At 54.1% G+C, this 16,442-nt stretch carries 15 protein-coding genes; 9 read left to right on the plus strand and 6 right to left on the minus strand.

Features of this window, described 5'->3' with window-relative positions:
* Window positions 1–107: 107 nt before the first annotated feature.
* The 6 genes from X474_RS11070 to X474_RS11095 form a co-directional block, all read right to left on the minus strand.
* Entirely contained in the window at window positions 108–1,016 is a 909-nt protein-coding gene (locus X474_RS11070; protein ID WP_044348840.1) for an aminotransferase class IV, read from the minus strand.
* 102 nt (window positions 1,017–1,118) lie between these two features.
* Window positions 1,119–2,414, minus strand: a complete 1,296-nt coding sequence (locus X474_RS11075) for a TRAP transporter large permease (protein ID WP_044348841.1) — start codon at window positions 2,412–2,414, stop codon at window positions 1,119–1,121.
* A complete protein-coding gene (locus tag X474_RS11080) occupies window positions 2,411–2,914 on the minus strand; it encodes a TRAP transporter small permease (protein ID WP_052515103.1) in 504 nt (167 codons plus the stop codon). The genes X474_RS11075 and X474_RS11080 overlap by 4 nt, the downstream gene beginning before the upstream one ends.
* 125 nt (window positions 2,915–3,039) lie before the next feature.
* Window positions 3,040–4,038: a TRAP transporter substrate-binding protein DctP gene (dctP, locus tag X474_RS11085; RefSeq protein ID WP_044348842.1), complete on the minus strand. Its 999-nt coding sequence runs from the start codon at window positions 4,036–4,038 to the stop codon at window positions 3,040–3,042.
* 233 nt (window positions 4,039–4,271) lie between these two features.
* Entirely contained in the window at window positions 4,272–5,378 is a 1,107-nt protein-coding gene (gene ald, locus X474_RS11090) for an alanine dehydrogenase (protein ID WP_044348843.1), read from the minus strand.
* Between the two features lie 77 nt (window positions 5,379–5,455).
* Window positions 5,456–6,202, minus strand: a complete 747-nt coding sequence (locus tag X474_RS11095) for a FadR/GntR family transcriptional regulator (protein WP_052515104.1) — start codon at window positions 6,200–6,202, stop codon at window positions 5,456–5,458.
* A 337-nt stretch (window positions 6,203–6,539) separates the two neighbouring features.
* Here X474_RS11095 and X474_RS11100 point away from each other — a divergent pair, with 337 nt between their 5' ends.
* From X474_RS11100 to X474_RS11140, 9 genes are all read left to right on the plus strand, one after another.
* Window positions 6,540–8,126, plus strand: a complete 1,587-nt coding sequence (locus tag X474_RS11100) for a two-component system sensor histidine kinase NtrB (protein WP_044348845.1) — start codon at window positions 6,540–6,542, stop codon at window positions 8,124–8,126.
* Window positions 8,114–9,481: a sigma-54-dependent transcriptional regulator gene (locus tag X474_RS11105; RefSeq protein ID WP_044348846.1), complete on the plus strand. Its 1,368-nt coding sequence runs from the start codon at window positions 8,114–8,116 to the stop codon at window positions 9,479–9,481. Before X474_RS11100 ends, X474_RS11105 begins: the two co-directional genes overlap by 13 nt.
* A 230-nt stretch (window positions 9,482–9,711) precedes the next feature.
* Complete coding sequence (locus tag X474_RS11110) at window positions 9,712–9,912, plus strand: helix-turn-helix domain-containing protein (RefSeq protein WP_044348847.1); 201 nt, start codon at window positions 9,712–9,714, stop codon at window positions 9,910–9,912.
* A gap of 12 nt (window positions 9,913–9,924) precedes the next feature.
* Window positions 9,925–11,202, plus strand: a complete 1,278-nt coding sequence (locus X474_RS11115; RefSeq protein ID WP_044348848.1) for an ABC transporter substrate-binding protein — start codon at window positions 9,925–9,927, stop codon at window positions 11,200–11,202.
* Between the two features lie 86 nt (window positions 11,203–11,288).
* Window positions 11,289–12,155 (plus strand): branched-chain amino acid ABC transporter permease, encoded by an 867-nt coding sequence (locus tag X474_RS11120; RefSeq protein WP_044348849.1) that lies wholly within the window; start codon window positions 11,289–11,291, stop codon window positions 12,153–12,155.
* Window position 12,156: 1 nt separating this feature from the next.
* Window positions 12,157–13,176 (plus strand): branched-chain amino acid ABC transporter permease, encoded by a 1,020-nt coding sequence (locus X474_RS11125; RefSeq protein WP_044348850.1) that lies wholly within the window; start codon window positions 12,157–12,159, stop codon window positions 13,174–13,176.
* Entirely contained in the window at window positions 13,177–13,977 is an 801-nt protein-coding gene (locus X474_RS11130; protein ID WP_044348851.1) for an ABC transporter ATP-binding protein, read from the plus strand. It begins immediately after the preceding gene.
* On the plus strand, window positions 13,970–14,716 hold the full coding sequence (locus tag X474_RS11135) for an ABC transporter ATP-binding protein (RefSeq protein WP_044348852.1): 747 nt from the start codon (window positions 13,970–13,972) through the stop codon (window positions 14,714–14,716). The genes X474_RS11130 and X474_RS11135 overlap by 8 nt, the downstream gene beginning before the upstream one ends.
* Window positions 14,697–16,433 carry a class I adenylate-forming enzyme family protein gene (locus X474_RS11140; RefSeq protein WP_197282057.1) on the plus strand — a complete coding sequence of 579 codons (1,737 nt, stop codon included), beginning with the start codon at window positions 14,697–14,699 and terminating at the stop codon, window positions 16,431–16,433. Before X474_RS11135 ends, X474_RS11140 begins: the two co-directional genes overlap by 20 nt.
* Window positions 16,434–16,442 lie beyond the last annotated feature (9 nt).

Consider the following 16,442-nt stretch of genomic DNA (forward strand, 5'->3'; position numbering starts at 1 on the left):
CGCGGAGCCAGTGCTTTCTCAAATATGAAAATAGGCCTGAAACCACTTCTCCGGCTGCCCTTTTTGAACAGCCGGAGAAGCACGAGACCAAAATCCGTTTAAAGGACTCAGCCTACCTTGGTGAACCAGTCTTTGAACCTGTCGTCCTGCAGGGTCAGTATCTTATGCATCATATCGGAAATCTTTTGAGTCACAGGCCCGGGGCAGGAGGGAAGCTCCCTGTCTTCAATGCGCTTGGCCGGGGTTACTTTGATGCCGGTGTGGGCGGTGAAGATTTCATCGGCTTCTTTCAGCTCCTCCGGGGAGATGACGGTCTCGACCGCCTCGATGCCGCAGACCTTGCAGGCCTCTAAAATGGAACGGCGGCTGACGCTTCTCAGGATTTTGCCTTGGGGCGGAGTCTTGAGCACGCCGTCTTTGACCATGAATACAGACTCAATGGATCCCTCGGCCACGGTGCCGTCTAAGTTGAGCAGGATTCCCAGGTCAAAACCACGGTCCATGGCGTCTTTTCTGGCCAGCATGCCGTTTAAGTAAAAAGAGCAGGCCTTGGCCTCGGTGGGCATGGTTTCCGGATGGAGTTTGCGCCATTTGCTGATGCAGACATCAATGGGCTCCGGAGCAATGGCCGCCGGGGGGTTGTCTTCGGGAACCGCGCAGATGCAGACATCCAAGTCAACATCCAGGACCAGGTTTATCAGGGCCTGCTCGCCCATATAAACCATCATTTTGATGATGCCCTGTTCCATATTGTTGGCCTTGACCGCCTGCTCGACGCCCTCAATGAGCTCTTCTCTGGTGTAAGCCAGCCTCTGGCAGAGCAACTCGGCACTGCGGTAGAGGCGGTCCAAGTGAGTGTCCATGCGAAAGGCATAAGGGCCGTCCGGGCCTTTGTGGATGCCAAACACCTCGAACATGGCCGAGCCACGGCTGAACCCATGGGAAAGCATGGGTACCGTAGCCTCTTTCATGGGCTTTATTTCACCGTTCATCCAAACTTTGAGATCATCGAACATTTTGAAACTCCAAATGGTTTTTTATAATGCTTTAGCCCCGGCCTGGCCGGGAGTTAAGCCATTTTCAAACGGCCGCGTCGGGGGTAGCCTAAAGGCTGGCCGCTAGTTCATAATCAAGCTGGGCAGCCAAAGCGATATCTCCGGAATAAAAGTGACCAAAAGCAGAACCGGCAGGCTGCCAAAGACAAGATAGGGAATGCAGTCCCGCACAAAGGCGGTGACTGGTATGCCCGACACCCTGGCTGCGGTGAACAGGTTTGTGGCCACCGGTGGGGTCATCTGCCCGCTTCCCTGGTTGACGGCCAGGATAGCCGCCATCTGAAAAGGGCTCACCCCCAGTTTCATGAACAGGGGATAGAGCAGAGGCGCCACTATGAGCATGCTTGAGATATCGTCCATGATCATGCCCATTACGATCATGAATAAATTTATCAGAAGCAAAAGGATTATCCGGTTATTTGTAAGGTCCAACATGGCATCGGCTATGGCCTCGGGCAGGCGCTCGTAGGTGAAGAGCCTGCTCATGATCATGATAAAGGCCATGATAAAAACAATGGCCCCTTCAATGCTGGCCGTTTCTTCGGCAGCTTTGATAAAGCCTTTCATGTTCAGTTTTCTGGTGGCCAGACCGACGCAGATGGCATATACCGCCGCTACACAGCCCGCTTCGGTGGGAGTGAAAACGCCGCCATAGATTCCCCCCAATACCAGAATCGGCATCATAAGGGCCAGGCCGGAACGACGGGTGGCCAAGGCTGCCTGTTTGACGCTTTCTTTGGGGCCGTGGCTTGGCTCCACCTTAATTTCCGGGTGCCTTCTGCAGTGGATGTAATTAATTATGGCATAGGCGATTATAATCAGGATTCCCGGACCGGCCGCAGCCAGAAAGCATCCGGCCACAGATGTGTTGGTGAGCATGCCGAAGAGAATCATGGGGATGCTGGGCGGAATCAGCTGACCCAACAGCCCTGAGCAGGCCACCAGCGCGGTGGCGTATTCCCTTTTGTATCCGTATTTTTCCATTTGCGGCATGATGGTCATGCCGATGGTGGCGACCGCCGAGGCGCTGGAGCCGCTGATAGCCCCGAAAAGGGCGCTGGATAAAATTGTCACCACTCCCAGGCCGCCCTTGAACCTCCCCACCATGGCGTTTGCAAATTCCACAATGCGGCTGGAAAGTCCGGAAGCGGTCATAATGCCGCCGGCAAAGATGAAAAAGGGGATGGCCATGAGCACGAATGAGTTTAAGTTGGTGAAGATCGCCGGTATGGCAAAGCCGGAATTCATTTCCATGGCGAGCATCATGGCCAGCCCGCCCACGCCAAAGGAGACATAAAGCGGGAAGCCTACCAGGATCATCAGGATGGTCATGCCAATCAGCAAGATAAGTTCGGTCATGACCTTGCTCCTTTATAGTAACGGGCCACTTGGCCAATGCTGTCAAAGAGATGATAGAGCGTGTGGATGGCCATAAGGACTCCGGTAACTAAAAAGGTGCTGTGCACTACCGCGAGGGGCACCCCCAGCACAATGGAACTCATGTTCCTTCTCAAGGAATGGGCCACAAATTCATAGGACCAGTAGACAAAGACGCACAGAAAACCAAAACAGACCAGCTTGGAAAGCAGCTCGAACCAGAGCACGCCAGGTTCTCTTTTAAAGATTCCCCCCATCTTGATGTGGCTGTCTTCCCTGGTGGAAACTACAGCCCCTATGAATATGGACCAGATCATGATAAAGCGGGCCGCTTCCTCCATGGCGGGGGAAGACCACTTGAAAAAAATACGGGCCACCACCTGGATAAAGACCAGGGCGGTCATGGTCACAATGGTGAATATGCGGCCCGCGTCTTCGGCGATATGCAGATATTTAATGGTTTTGGTGATGAATTCCTTCATCCGCTCCTCCTGGCTTGGCCTGAAGCCGGTCGCTCTTGGTTAGGGGCGTCTCCGGCCAAGACTCATTGGGGCGGCCCGGCCTTTTGGGGCCGGGCCGCGCCGGTATTAACCGGCCTTGAAAAGTCTTACTTGGTTACATTTTTGCGGATGATGTCCATGGTCTCCTTGCCGATGACCTCTTCGAACTTTTTCCAGCTTTTCTTGCCGTACTCAAACCACTTGGCCCTTTGCTCCGGGGTAAGCCTGGTGACCTTGATCCCCATGTCGGCCATTTTTTTCATGTACTCGTCGGCTGTGGCCTCTGCCTTGGCATTGGCCCAGGCCAGAGATTCGTCGGCCGCCGCCTGAAGGGCCTTTTTCTGGTCTTCGGGCAGGTTTTCCCACAGCTCCAAGTTCACCATGAGAACCAGGGGCTCAAAAAGGTGGTTGGTGTCTGTATAGTACTTAGTCACGTCGCGCAAAAAGGTGTAGGTGATCAAAGGAGCGTTGTCCTGGGCATCGGCCACACCGGTCTGCAGGGAGGTGAAGAGTTCGCTGAAGGCTATATCCACGGTCTGAGCGCCCATTTCCTGGAAGAAAAGTCGGTCGGCCGGGTTCCAGGTGCGGACCTTGATTCCCAGTTTGGCCACGTCTTCGGGCAAGACCACCGGGCCCTTGGTGGTGCCGAAACCGTCCATGCCCATGAAGTAGAATCCCAGGGGCTTTACACCCAGCTCCAGGAAAATGGGCTCCAAAAGTTTGAACATCCAGCCGCCGGGGGCGTAAATCTTACGGCCTTCTGCCCAGGTCTGGGCCAGGTAGATGGTGTAGCCGGCCTGGAGGCGCTTGTCAAACTCGGGGCTCAAGGGAAGAAGCCCTGATTCCTGCACTCCCCTGACCACGTTGTCGAACTGGTCGCGGTAAGGGCCGAGCTGCTCGGCGGGGTACGAGTCGATCTTGATCTTACCGCCGGTTTTCTCCGCCACCAGGGAGCACCACTTTTTAAGGCAGTCGTCATCAAGGGTGTCCGCCGGGGCCACACCGCCAGCCCTCCATTTTCTGGCTAAAGCCGAGCCGGGAACCGCGAGCGCAATGGTCAGGGTCAGGGCCAGGGTGAGCATACCCAGTTTTTTGAAGGTCGTCATGGATTTCCTCCCATTTCGTGTGAATCGATCAGCTTTACAAAAGATTTTCAAACCCTTTTTATGATTTCCATCCCCCTTGGTATTTCATAAAAAGGCATATTATTCCAAACAGTTCCGATTTTGGTTTCCCCTCTTCCCGAAAGGAGCCTCCTCCCCCCGGGTCTCCTTCAGAGTCCTGATCCCTGGTGAAAGATCATGCCTCGAGGCGACATTTTGAGCGGGTCTGTCTGGGATTACAGCTTAACTTTACCGCACTTCAGCTCAAACGCATCGGCCACGGCCTGATAACAGACTTCGCCTTTGAGAAGGTTGAGTCCCTTCAGCAGGGCGGGGTCTTCCTCAAGGGCTTTTTTAAGTCCCTTGTTGGCAATGGCCAGGCCATAGGCCAAGGTTACATTGGTCAGTGCGATAGTCGAGGTGCGCGGCACTGCGCCCGGCATATTGGCCACGCAATAGTGCACCACGTTTTCTTCTATGAACGTGGGGTCCTCGTGGGTGGTGGGACGGGTGGTCTCGCAACAACCTCCCTGATCCACGCTGATGTCCACCATGGCCGAGCCGGACATCATGTTCTTGAGGATATCCCTTGTAATCAGCTTGGGGGCCTTGGCCCCGGGTATCAAAACCGATCCTATCACCAGGTGGCTGTTTATGCACTCGGCTTCCACATTGGCCGGGTTGGACATGACTGTCACCAGGCGTGAGCCCATAATGTCTTCCAGGTAGCGCAACCGGGAAGAGTTGTTGTCCAGTATGGTCACCTGGGCTCCCATGCCTACGGCCACCGTGGCTGCGGAGAGCCCGGCCACCCCGCCACCGATAACCGTGACCCTGGCGGGCCTCACCCCGGAAACTCCCGAAAGCAGAATACCCATGCCGCCGTTCTTGGCCTCCAGGCAATAGGCGCCCATCTGAACCGAAAGCCTGCCGGCCACCTCGCTCATGGGGGCCAAAAGGGGCAGGGTTCCGTCGGCCAGTTGCACGGTTTCATAGGCCACGCCCACAATACCCTTGTCCAAAAGCTTATCCGTAAGCCCCCTGTCCGCAGCCAGGTGCAGATAGGTGTAAAGGATCTGGCCCGAGCGCATGCGGTCGAATTCAGGCCCAATGGGCTCTTTGACCTTGATCACCATCTCGGCCTGGTCCCAGACCTCTTCCGGGCTGTTCAGGATGGTCGCCCCTGCCTCAACGTATTCCTGGTCAGTGAAACTGGAGCCCTGACCAGCACTTTTTTCCACGAAAACCTTGTGGCCGTGGCTGGTAAAGGCCCTGACCCCGGCCGGGGTGGCGGCAACCCGGTTTTCTGCCGGTTTTATTTCCCTGGGCACTCCTATTTTCATTTGAACCTCCCAAGAAAGGCTTGTGAGTTGGTTTTCCCTTAAACGGGGCTTTTATCTTCGGCTTAAGATTTATTGGCTCATTTTTTTTGGGGACCCTTTTTACGGGCCGCGTCAACCAGATCCTTTTCCTGCTGGGCATGGAAATGGAGAGCGTCATCAATAGCCTTGGGATCCTTGCTTTTAATGGCCCCTAAAAGCACCCGGTTCGACTCGAGCAGCTTTCCTGGTCCTTCGGGGAAATATTCTTCCAGGACAGGCATATATGCCTTTTTCAAAATGTCTTGGAAAAGGTTCCATATAATATAGAAAATTTGATTTTTGGTGGAAAGGGCCAGCTCTTGGTGAAAGGATGTGGCCAAGGGGAAATAGGCGTTTATGTCTTCACCGGTGGCTTTCATGTCGCTGATTATTCTCTCCAGCCTTTTTATTTCTTCAGGGCTGGCCTTTTCAGCGGCCAGATGGGCAATGCCGATCTCCACGTATTTGCGCACTTCCCACAGGCGGTCAATGGTTTCATCTTCAATGCGAATAAGAAAAGCCAGTTGCTCGCGCACCGCCTCCAGGTACTGCGTTATATCCAAATCCTTTACTGTGGACCCGTTGGCCCCGGTTTTTATCTCCACCAACCCCATGATGGAAAGAATTCTCAGCGCTTCTCTTATGGTTGGCCGGCCAACGCCAAAGGTTTCGCATAGATCCCTTTCCGAGGGCAGGCGGTCCCCCGGCTTTAATATGCCGTCAAAAATGGCCTGCTTGATCTGCTCGGCCACCTCTTCATAAAGCCGCGATCTTTTCACCTGTTTGAAAGGAAGGGGTCTTTTCATAGTTTTGTTCCCAAATAAATATGAATGAATGGTAATACCATTATTTAGTTTTTGTAAAGAAATTTTCTGGGTTACGATTAAAAAAACAACAAAGGGGTGTATTTAGTATGTTTTTAGGTAATATGTGGTTTTAATTAATAAATTAAAAAGATTGGCAAATAGGTAAATGTGTTGTCTTCCCTGCCCGGCTTGCTCTTTAATGCCCATTTATGCTACAGAATATTAGGTGTATCGGCTGGTTCCCTCCCTTTATTCCTGAAATTGTTTTTTCCTCTGCTTGACCTGTTTGGGGTGAGCCCCGAAAAAACGATCAACTAACTCAGACCTGGGATGCTCCATGACAAAAAACCCCGGATTCAGGGAGGAGAACACCTGCCTGCCTTTTTGCGAGGTCAAGGGGGCAAAAGACCCCAGGGCCAAAAGCTTTTACAAATGGCTGCGCGGGTATCAAGAAGAGATTACAACTGAATGGGTTAACCGTTTAAGCCGGCTTTCCCCTCAGTATCAAAAGCGCTCCATAGAAGAGCTAGAATTCACGGTGGGGGAAGCCTTTAGCGCTAATCTCGAGTTGATAGGACAAGGCAGGTTTGAGCGTATTGACCGGTTTATCGACTTTATAACTCAAAAGCGGCTTGAGGCTGGTTTTCTCTTATCCGATGTGCAAAAGGCTTTTGAACTCTTTCGTTTCATCGTCACCGTGCGCCTCACCCGGACCGGGCCCGCGGACCTGGCAGCCTATTGCAGCCTTCCCTTGAACAGCTGCCTTTCCTACACCATTCATCGTTTTTCCGATCATTTTCAGAAAATGCACCAAAGCGCCATCACCCGCCATGCCAGGGAGCTTGAAAAACAGGTGGCCGAACGGACCAGGGAACTGGCCGAGAGCAGGAGGCGCTACAAAACCCTGGTCGAGGAAATCCACGACGGATTTTTTGTTATTCAGGATCAGAAGATCACCTTTGCCAACCAGGCTTTTTGCCGCATGCACGGACTGGAGCTGGATCAGGTGCTGGGGCGCAGTTTCGTAAGCTTTGTGGCGCCGCCCTCCAGGTCAGAGGTGAGGCTGGCCTATGAAAAGGCCCAGAGCAAGGGGCCGCCTGCGGGGTATCTGGAATATGACCGCCTTGGTGTGGAGCCGGGCCGGGCCGCCACCGAGGTGCGTTCGCGCATGGTTGATATGGGCCAGGGTATGGTCACCCTGGGCATTTGCCGTGATATTTCCCAAAGGCGGGCCATGGAGGCCAAAGTCAGGGAACATGAGCGCATGGCCTATGTGGGGCACCTTACCGCCAGTCTTTCCCATGAAATCAGAAACCCGCTCTCCTCACTTAAGATGAACCTGCAGATTTTGAGGAGAAAACTTGAACTGGAGGGGTTTGATCAGCGCAGGCTGGAGATATCGGTTCACGAAGTCACCAGGCTGGAGGGGATACTGCGTCAGCTCTTGGATTACGCCCGGCCTGTGGCCCTGGATCCGGGGCCGGTTAACCTGGCCCTTTTGGCCAAGGGATGCCTGGATCTTTTGGAACCCAAGCTGAATGAAAAACAGATCCAGGTCAGACAAAGCCATCCCAAAAAGCTGCCCCTGGTGAATCTGGATGCCGGAAAAATGGAACAGGCCCTGATCAATCTCTTGAAGAATGCAGTGGAAGCTGCGCCCGCTCAAGGCGAGATACAGCTTTGGACCAAGGCCCTGCGCAATCAGGACGCTTTGGAATTGGGGGTGAGGGATAACGGCTCAGGCATAACGGCCAAGGAGAAGAACCAGGTTTTTACTCCATTTTTCACTACCAAAACCAAGGGCACCGGTCTGGGCTTAAGTAATGTAAAGCGTATTGTCCAGGCCCATGGGGGCAGTGTGTCGGTGAAAAGCCGCAAGGGTCATGGGGCCAGCTTTATCATGAGGTTGCCATGTCAGCCCTGAACCGGGTTCTGGTCATAGATGACGAAGCCTCCATAAGAGAATCACTTGAGATGTTCTTGAGTGAAAAGGGGCTCAGCGTGCGCAGCGCAGGCCTGGCCGAAGAAGGCTTCAGGCTGTGGCGCACTTTTCATCCCCAGGTGATTATCCTGGATATCCGCCTGCCAGACTGTTCCGGCCTGGACCTTTTGAAAAGACTAACCAGTCGTGACCCGGATGTAAAGGTGATCATGATCACCGCGCATCATGACATGGCCACCACCATAGAAGCCATGCGCCAGGGAGCCTATGATTATATCCACAAACCTCTGGATGTGGACGAGTTTGACCAGGCCGTGGATAAGGCCCTGCACAGCGCCGAGGCAACGGTTCGCACCAGGCCGATTTTAAAAAGCAAGGATGAAGAAGACCCCAAAACCAGAATTGTCGGCAGCACGCCTGAGTTGCTGGCCATATTCAAGACCATTGGCCGCCTTTCCCGCAACCAGGCCACAGTGCTGATTCAGGGCGAGACCGGTACAGGCAAGGAACTCATCGCCCGGGTGATCCACGAAAATTCCGATTTCAAGGATGAGCCCTTTGTAACTGTGGATTGCACCACTTTGGTGGAATCGCTTTTGGAATCCGAGCTGTTCGGCCATGAAAAAGGGGCTTTCACCTCAGCGTCCGAGGCCAAGACCGGGTGGCTGGAGCTGGCTGGGGAGGGCACCATCTTTTTTGATGAGATAGGCGATCTGCCCCTTTCCCTGCAGGCCAAGCTCTTGCGTTTTTTAGAGGAGCGCCGTTTTACCAGGGTGGGGGGCACCAGGGTGTTGCATTCCCTGGCCAGAATCATTGCCGCCACCAACCAGGACCTGACTGAACTGGTAAGACAGGGCAGGTTTCGCTCCGACCTTTTATTCAGACTCAAGGTGATAGGCATCAAGGCCCCGCCCCTGAGACAGAGGATCGAGGATTTACCCGCCCTGCTGGAGTTCTTTTTAAACCGCATAAATCAGGAGCTTAACACCCGGGTGACAAGGGTGGAGGCCCAGGTCTTATCCATGTTGAAGGCATATACCTGGCCCGGTAATGTGCGGGAGCTGAAAAATCTGCTTATCAAGGCAGTGCTGAAGACCCATGGTAGTGTATTGCTGGCCGATACGATTCAACAGTGTTTGGGCGGTCTCACCATAAGGTTGGGTAATGAGTGCCTCTCCACTTTGGAAGAGGTTGAAAAGGCCCATATTCAAAAAACCCTGCGTCAGATGGGCTGGAATATATCCGCAACGGCCAAGGCCTTGGGGGTTTCCCGGCCCACCTTACGCAAGAGGCTCAAGTCTTATCGGCTTTCGCCGCCTACGGAATTGACCGGTTAAGGCCTTGGATGCCTGGAAAGCCTGTTGCCACCCGCTGGAAAGGTATTTTCCAGAATCTGTTTCCATCAGGACCCGCCATAATAATTAAATTTTAAAAATCATAACAGTAAAAGCCTGTTAAAGCCCAAGGTTCAAGGTGGCACGGCCCTTGCTCTAAGGAGTGGTGCTTTAAAAGTGCTCTACTACGCGGCCGGACAGGTGTCAGTTGCCCATGGCCAACAAGGAGGGCAATGGAGAATATCAAGCCACTTTGGCAGGTTCGCAGGGAACACATCATGCGGGTTTTAAGCAAAACCAATGGTGATCTGGACCGGGCGGGCCGGATTCTGGGGATCAGCCGGGGACATCTAAGGCGCATCATGAACGAGCACCGGATATCCTGGCCTTCTGATCAGAATAACCATGCAAAACCCCATAATAAAACCCCATAAAGGAGAAAATTCATGGCCTCCAGATTAAAAGGTTTATTGGGCATCTTGGTGGCGATTGCCTTTATCGGACTCTCCCCTGGTCCAGCCATGGCGGCCGATCCCATTGTCCTGGGATGTCCTTTGTCCACGGCCTTTCTTTACGGCTGGGACGCTGAAAGGGCCATCAAGCTGGCGGTGGAAGAGATCAATAAAGCCGGCGGGGTCCAGGTGGGCAAGGAAAAACGCCCCTTCAAAGTGGAGGTTATCGACACCAGGGACTTGGAACCCGGGGTGCCGGTAAGCGAAGCGCTTTTGGGGGTGAAAAAGCTGATTCTGCAAAAAAACGCCGACTTTATCCTTGGCGGCCCCATAAGGAGCGAGGCTGCCCTGGCCGCCATGCCCCTTCTGGCCAAGGAGAAAAAGGTTTCCATTCTTTCTTCCGGCACCTTGACGCCCAAGTATCACAAGACCGTGGCCAAATCCCCGGAAAAATACAAATACCTGTTCCGCATCTCCGGAGAGGCTGTCTGGATGGTCACCGGCGAGATCATTCCCTGCCTGATGGATTTGGGCAAGCGTTTTAACCTTAACCGTCTTTTCATCATGATCCAGGATGTGGGCCACGCCAGGGCGGGCGGCGGCATTATCGCCAAGATCATGAAGAAAAAGGGATGGACCGTTCTGGGCGACCCGGTGGTCTACCCCACCGGAGCCACGGATTTTTCCATGGGGTTGCTTAAGGCCAAAAGGGAAAAGGCCCAGGTGATCTTGATCTGGATGGATATGCCCGAGACTTCGATTCTGCTTAAGCAATGGAACGATATGAAGATTCCGGCCCTGCCCTTTGGCTCGATCATAGCCGCGGCCGAGCAGCCCGGTTTCTGGAAGGCCACCGAAGGCAAGGGCGAGTACTGCCTGGCCAACGTGGTGAACGCGGGCAACGCGCCGTGTGAAGCTACGCCCTGGACCATGAAGTTTGTCAAAGCCTATGAAAAGAAGTGGGGCGTGGAGCCGGAAGGCTATGGATCCTCTTCCAGCTATATGGCTGTCTATGCCTTAAAGGACGCCATTGAGCGGGCCGGGTCCTTGGACAGCGACAAGGTGGCCGACGCCTTAAAGAAAATAGACCTGATGGGTGTTTACGGGCGGGTTCGTTTTGACCCCAAGAGCAACCAGGTCATCCCCAGCCTGGACCCCAAAGAGGGCGCAGTGGGAACCATCTTCCAGTGGCAGGGCGGCAAAAGGGTGGTGGTTTTCCCGCCCAAGATCGCAACTGGCGAGATCAAGCTGCCGCCCTGGATGAAAAAATAAATATTTTTACCGGTTTGCCAAGGTCCTTATGTCAAGCCTCGGGTCCTGGTTAAAAAAGGACTCGAGGCCCGAAACCCGGAGCAAGCATGGATATTATCATCTACGGAATCATAAACAGCGTAACCCTGGCCCTGATGGCATTGGGCTTCACCCTGGTTTATGGGGTGAGCCGTTTGCCGAACTTCGCCCATGGGGCGCTTTATGTGCTCACCGGTTTTCTGGCCTGGTTTTTTATTAACCAATTCACTGTGAACTATTTTCTGGCGGGTTTGGGGGCGCTTTTGATCACAGGTGTGGTCGGGGCCTTGATGTACCACCTTATCCTGGTGCGGGTGAGGGGGATGGCCATAAGCGAGATTATCGCCTCATACGCCATTGGCCTGGCCATTTTGGAAGGGCTCCGCTATGGCGGGCTCAAGGGCGGCACCTATGTCTTGCGTCCCTTTGTGGATGGAAGCACCAGCATTCTGGGGGTTCCCGTGGATTACCAGCGCATTCTGGTGGTGGTACTGGGCGCTCTGTTGGTGGGCATGCTCTGGTTTTTTGTGAACAAGACCAGGTTGGGCCTGGCCCTGAAAGGCATGGCCCAGGATGAAAGAGCGGCGCTTACCCTGGGTATAGATTCGGATCGCATGGCAGTTGTGTCCATGGCTTTGGGCTCTGTATTCGCCGGTCTGGCGGCATTGGTTTTGATGCCTTTGGGCAATATAGCGGTTGAGGCAGGGTATCACGTTTTGATCATGGCTGTTGCGGTCTGCATTGTGGGCGGCCTGGGCAGTTGGACCGGGGCTGTGTTCGCGGCCTTTATCATCGGCTTTGCCCAGATCCTGACCGATGTGATTCTGGGGGCCCATTTCCAGGTGGTGGTGGCCTTGATCGCCATAATCATCACCCTGATTCTGCGCCCCAGCGGTTTGTTCGGCAGGCAAAAGGAACTGGAGGAAAGGGTCTGACATGGCAAAAAGAGCCAACCAGAGAAAAGAGCGCATTGACAGGGGTATCAAGGTCCGGGCCGACGGTGTCTACGCCATCTCATCCTGGCAGGAAATCGGTTTTTTAGTCGGCCCCAGGCTTACCCTAATCCTGGGACTTCTGCTCTTGCCCTTGGTGCTTACCACAGCTCCCTATTGGCAGAGCGTTTTGGGAATTGTCTGCATTTATTCGCTTTTGGCTGTCAGCTTTGACTTTCTGGCCCATTACGTGGGACTGGTCTCCTTGGGTGGGGCCTTTTTCGTTGGCGTGGGGGCGTATATCTCTTCACTTTTGAATGTCGAGCTGGGGCTGCCTCTCTTTGTGACCATTCCCCTGGCCACGGTTTTTGGGGGAGCCTTTTGCACCCTTTGCTTTTGGCCCTGTCTGCCTTTACGCGGGGTTTATTTTGCCATTGTGAGCCTTATGTTTCCCCTGCTGGCGGCCAGGGTGATCGAGGCGCTGGATATCTTTGGCGGAACCGACGGAGTGTTGGGGGTGGAAGGGTTCAGCAGTTCCTTTGCGGAACACTACCTGCCGATTGCCAGTGTTTTGGTTTTACTTTTCTTTTTACGGCGTCTGGTGAACGAGGACCTGGGGCTTGTCCTGCGGGGGGTGAAGGACAATGACCAGGCTGTAAAGGCCTCGGGGATCAATATAAACCACTTGAAGGCCCTGGCTGTGTTTATCTCCTCCAGCCTTGGCTGCCTGGCCGGGGCGCTTTTGTGCCACGTAAACATGTGGGCCGGGCTTTCCCAGTTTGCCCTGGATTTCTCCATCCTGCCGATCGCGGCCACTGTGGTGGGCGGAAGTGGCACCTTGGTGGGGCCGGTGCTTGGCTGCCTGATTCTGGTGCCTGTTTCAGAGCTTTTAAGGGATTTCGGGACCTTGCGGATCGTGGCCTATGCCGTGATCCTGACCGGTTTCATTGTGTTTAAAAGCGAAGGCCTCATGACCTATGCCGCGCGCAAATACAACCAGTTTGAAAGGTGGGTGGATATCTAGATGAATTTTAAAAAGCCCAAGCCAAATAACGGCCCGCTTTTAAAGGTTAGCGATGTGAGCAAGACCTTCGGCGGGGTGCAGGCCCTTTCCAATGTGAGCTTTAACCTTGAAAAAGGGCAGATCATGGGGGTGATCGGTCCCAACGGTTCCGGCAAAACCACTTTGGTTAACGCCATAACCGGTTTTATAAGGGCCGATTCAGGGGCTATTGAGTATCAGGGCAGGAACATACTCGGCATGGCTCCCCACAAAATAGCGGATCTGGGCCTTACCCGCACGTTTCAGGTGATGCGCCCCTACTACAGTCTGCCTGCCTATAAAAACCTGATTATCCCTTTGTTCTCCCCCAGGGCCAGGCGCACCGGCGGCTGGAGAGGGGGCGGAAAACTGGGAGACAGGGACACCGTGGCCGTGGATATCCTGGAGGAGATCGGCTTTGAAAGGGATTCCTATGTGCCCTATAAGTCGGCATCTTCCTTGCCCACAGGTTATTTGAAACGCCTTGAGCTGGCCCGCTGCCTGGCGCTCAGGCCCGAGGTGGTTATCTGCGACGAGGTCTTCAGCGGGCTCAGCATGAGCGAGATGGCCTCCATGCTGCCCTTGATGGAGCGGCTGCAGATGGAGGGGATCACCCTTATCATGGTGGAACACAGGCTGAGGGAGCTGTTTCGCCTGGCTACTCGGGTGATCGTGCTTAATTTCGGGCGCAAGATCGCGGAGGGTGTTCCGGACGAGGTCATGGAGGAGCCGGAGGTCAAGGAGGCTTATTTCGGGTCCGAGGAGGTCTTCAGTTATGTTTGAGGCAAATGGGTTGATGGTCTTTTATGAGAACATGCTGGCCTTGAACAATGTGAGCCTGGCTTGTGGAAACGAGCAGATTATTGGTGTCTTCGGGGCCAACAGCGCAGGTAAATCCACCCTCATGTACACCCTGGCCGGAATTATGCTCGATATTCGCAAAAAGGAGCAGATGGCCGGTGGGGAGCGCATAACCTTGAGGGGGGAGATCAGCTTTCAGGGTGAACGGGTTGAGGATGCCAAGCCATCTGTCAGGGCCAAGGCGGGGATTATCCTCTGCCCGGAAAGAAGGCGCATTTTTCCGGAGAGCTCGGTTCTGGAAAACCTGGAGATCGGTTCTTACCTGGCCACCAGGGAGCAGGCGGAAGAAACCCTGGAATATGTCTTTGAGATTTTTCCGGCCTTAAAGGCCATAACCCGCAGGCTGGGCGGTTTTTTAAGCGGTGGCGAACAGCAGATGCTGGCCATTGGCCGGGCCCTGATGGCCCAGCCCAAGCTGTTATTGCTGGATGAACCGCTTTTGGGGTTGAGCCCCGCCATTCAGTATCTCCTGGCCAAATCCATCAAGGAAATTAAGGAACAGAGAAAAACCTCCGTGATCGTGGCCGAGCAGTATGCCCGGCCCATTATGCCTATTATTGATCACGGCTATATCCTGGAGAACGGCTCTGCCGTGGTGGAGGGGGGCCGCCGGGAATTAATGGATAATCCGGATGTGAAAAATGCCTATTTCGGTACATGAGGGAGCCTTGTCCTTGAATTACGAACAGGGAAACACCTCTGATGAGGACGTTTGGGGAGGCGATGCCTTGGAACAGGAATTCACCTTTACCCGTTTTGAAATGGCTCAAGCCAAATACCCGAACAATATCGCCCTGATATTCTTGGGAGAGAAATTCACCTATATCAAGCTGAAGGATATGGTGGACCGCTTTGCCCTGGGGTTGCACAGGCTGGGCCTTAAAAAGGGCGACCGCCTGGTGCTTTACATGGCCAATTGTGTGCAGTATGTGGTGGCTTTTTTGGCTGCCCAGAAACTGGGCCTGGTGGTGGTCCTGGTCTCGCCGATCTATACGTCTTCTGAAATCGAGTACATGATAAACGACTCCAAGGCCAGGGCGGTGATCTGTCACGACACCAACTATGGCTATGTTAAGGAGATTTTGGAAGCGACCATTCTGGAAAAGGTTATTGTAACCAATCTGTTGGATCTGGTCTCCCGGCCCAAAAGGCTGGTGGCGGCCCTTTTCGACAAGGCTCCCAGGGGCAAGGTCAAGGGCGGGGATGAGACTATCTGGTTCAATAGCCTGCTTAATAACCCGCCCGAGCCGCCAAAGGTGGAGCTGGACCCGGTAGAGGACCTTTCATATATTCTCTATACCGGCGGCACCACCGGGTTTCCCAAGGGAGTTCCGGGCAACCATTGGGGACACACCTCTTATGTAAACGATATAACCGATGATGTGTTCAAAGATTATGCCCTGCCGGGCAAGGATGTGTATGTGGCGGTGAACCCCTTGTTCCACATCATGGCCCTGGGGTTTTTCCTGGCCCTGGGCCTTAACCAGGGCAACACCACCGTACTCATGCCCATCCCCCAGGTGGATTCCATTTTAAAGGCCATAGAGCGCTACAAGGTGCGCTGGATGCTGGGAGTACCCACCCTTTACCGCATGATTCTGGAGAATGACCGTCTAAAGCATTACGACCTTGGCTCCCTGCGTTATTGTTATTGCGGCGGAGATGTGCTGCCCAGGGAGGTGCAGGCCCGCTGGAAACGCCACGTTGGCGAGCCCATTTACCAGGTCTATGGCTCCACCGAGGCGGGGCATGTCACCTATTCCAGGCTGGATCAGGGCGAACCTCCGATCATGTGCATCGGCACCCCCTTGAAATCCCGCCAGGTCAAGGTGCTGGACCCGGAGACGGAAGAGATTGCCAAGATCGGCGAATCCGGTGAGCTTTTAGTTACTTCCCAATACAGCATCAAGGAATATTTAAACAAACCGGCTGAAACCAGCGCCTCGTTCATACAGCTCAATGGCCAGGTCTATTACCGCACGGGCGACTTTGTGAAGATGGGTGAAGACGGTCAGATCTACTATGTGGAGCGCTCGGCGGACATCTTAAAGCATAAGGGCTACCGTGTGAGCGCCTCTGAGGTGGAGGCGGTCTTGCAGGATCACCATGTGGTGGTGGGGGCCTGCGTGGTTGGGGTGCCGGATCCCAAGGTGGGAGAACGCATCAAAGCCATTGTGGTGCTTAAAGAAGACGCCAAGGGAGTGGGGGCAACCGAGTTGATCCGTTTCTGCAGGGAGTGCCTGGCCCCTTACAAGGTGCCATCCTATATTGAGTTCCGGGACATGTTGCCCAAATCCAAGGTGGGCAAGCTCCTGCGCCGCGAGATCCGGGACGAGGAAAAGCGTAAGAGCGAAAAAGATAAAAAGGCCGGAGCCTGACGGGAATCC

Origin of the sequence: Dethiosulfatarculus sandiegensis, from assembly GCF_000931935.2 — a bacterium.
Taxonomy (GTDB): Bacteria; Desulfobacterota; Desulfarculia; order Desulfarculales; family Desulfarculaceae; genus Dethiosulfatarculus; species Dethiosulfatarculus sandiegensis.

Bases quoted from the DNA above. Each gene is read 5' to 3' on its own strand.
- X474_RS11070 (WP_044348840.1), bottom strand. From the start codon at position 1,016: ATGTTCGATGATCTCAAAGTTTGGATGAACGGTGAAATAAAGCCCATG.
- X474_RS11075 (WP_044348841.1), bottom strand. From the start codon at position 2,414: ATGACCGAACTTATCTTGCTGATTGGCATGACCATCCTGATGATCCTG.
- X474_RS11080 (WP_052515103.1), bottom strand. From the start codon at position 2,914: ATGAAGGAATTCATCACCAAAACCATTAAATATCTGCATATCGCCGAA.
- dctP (WP_044348842.1), bottom strand. From the start codon at position 4,038: ATGACGACCTTCAAAAAACTGGGTATGCTCACCCTGGCCCTGACCCTG.
- ald (WP_044348843.1), bottom strand. From the start codon at position 5,378: ATGAAAATAGGAGTGCCCAGGGAAATAAAACCGGCAGAAAACCGGGTT.
- X474_RS11095 (WP_052515104.1), bottom strand. From the start codon at position 6,202: ATGAAAAGACCCCTTCCTTTCAAACAGGTGAAAAGATCGCGGCTTTAT.
- X474_RS11100 (WP_044348845.1), top strand. From the start codon at position 6,540: ATGACAAAAAACCCCGGATTCAGGGAGGAGAACACCTGCCTGCCTTTT.
- X474_RS11105 (WP_044348846.1), top strand. From the start codon at position 8,114: ATGTCAGCCCTGAACCGGGTTCTGGTCATAGATGACGAAGCCTCCATA.
- X474_RS11110 (WP_044348847.1), top strand. From the start codon at position 9,712: ATGGAGAATATCAAGCCACTTTGGCAGGTTCGCAGGGAACACATCATG.
- X474_RS11115 (WP_044348848.1), top strand. From the start codon at position 9,925: ATGGCCTCCAGATTAAAAGGTTTATTGGGCATCTTGGTGGCGATTGCC.
- X474_RS11120 (WP_044348849.1), top strand. From the start codon at position 11,289: ATGGATATTATCATCTACGGAATCATAAACAGCGTAACCCTGGCCCTG.
- X474_RS11125 (WP_044348850.1), top strand. From the start codon at position 12,157: ATGGCAAAAAGAGCCAACCAGAGAAAAGAGCGCATTGACAGGGGTATC.
- X474_RS11130 (WP_044348851.1), top strand. From the start codon at position 13,177: ATGAATTTTAAAAAGCCCAAGCCAAATAACGGCCCGCTTTTAAAGGTT.
- X474_RS11135 (WP_044348852.1), top strand. From the start codon at position 13,970: ATGTTTGAGGCAAATGGGTTGATGGTCTTTTATGAGAACATGCTGGCC.
- X474_RS11140 (WP_197282057.1), top strand. From the start codon at position 14,697: ATGCCTATTTCGGTACATGAGGGAGCCTTGTCCTTGAATTACGAACAG.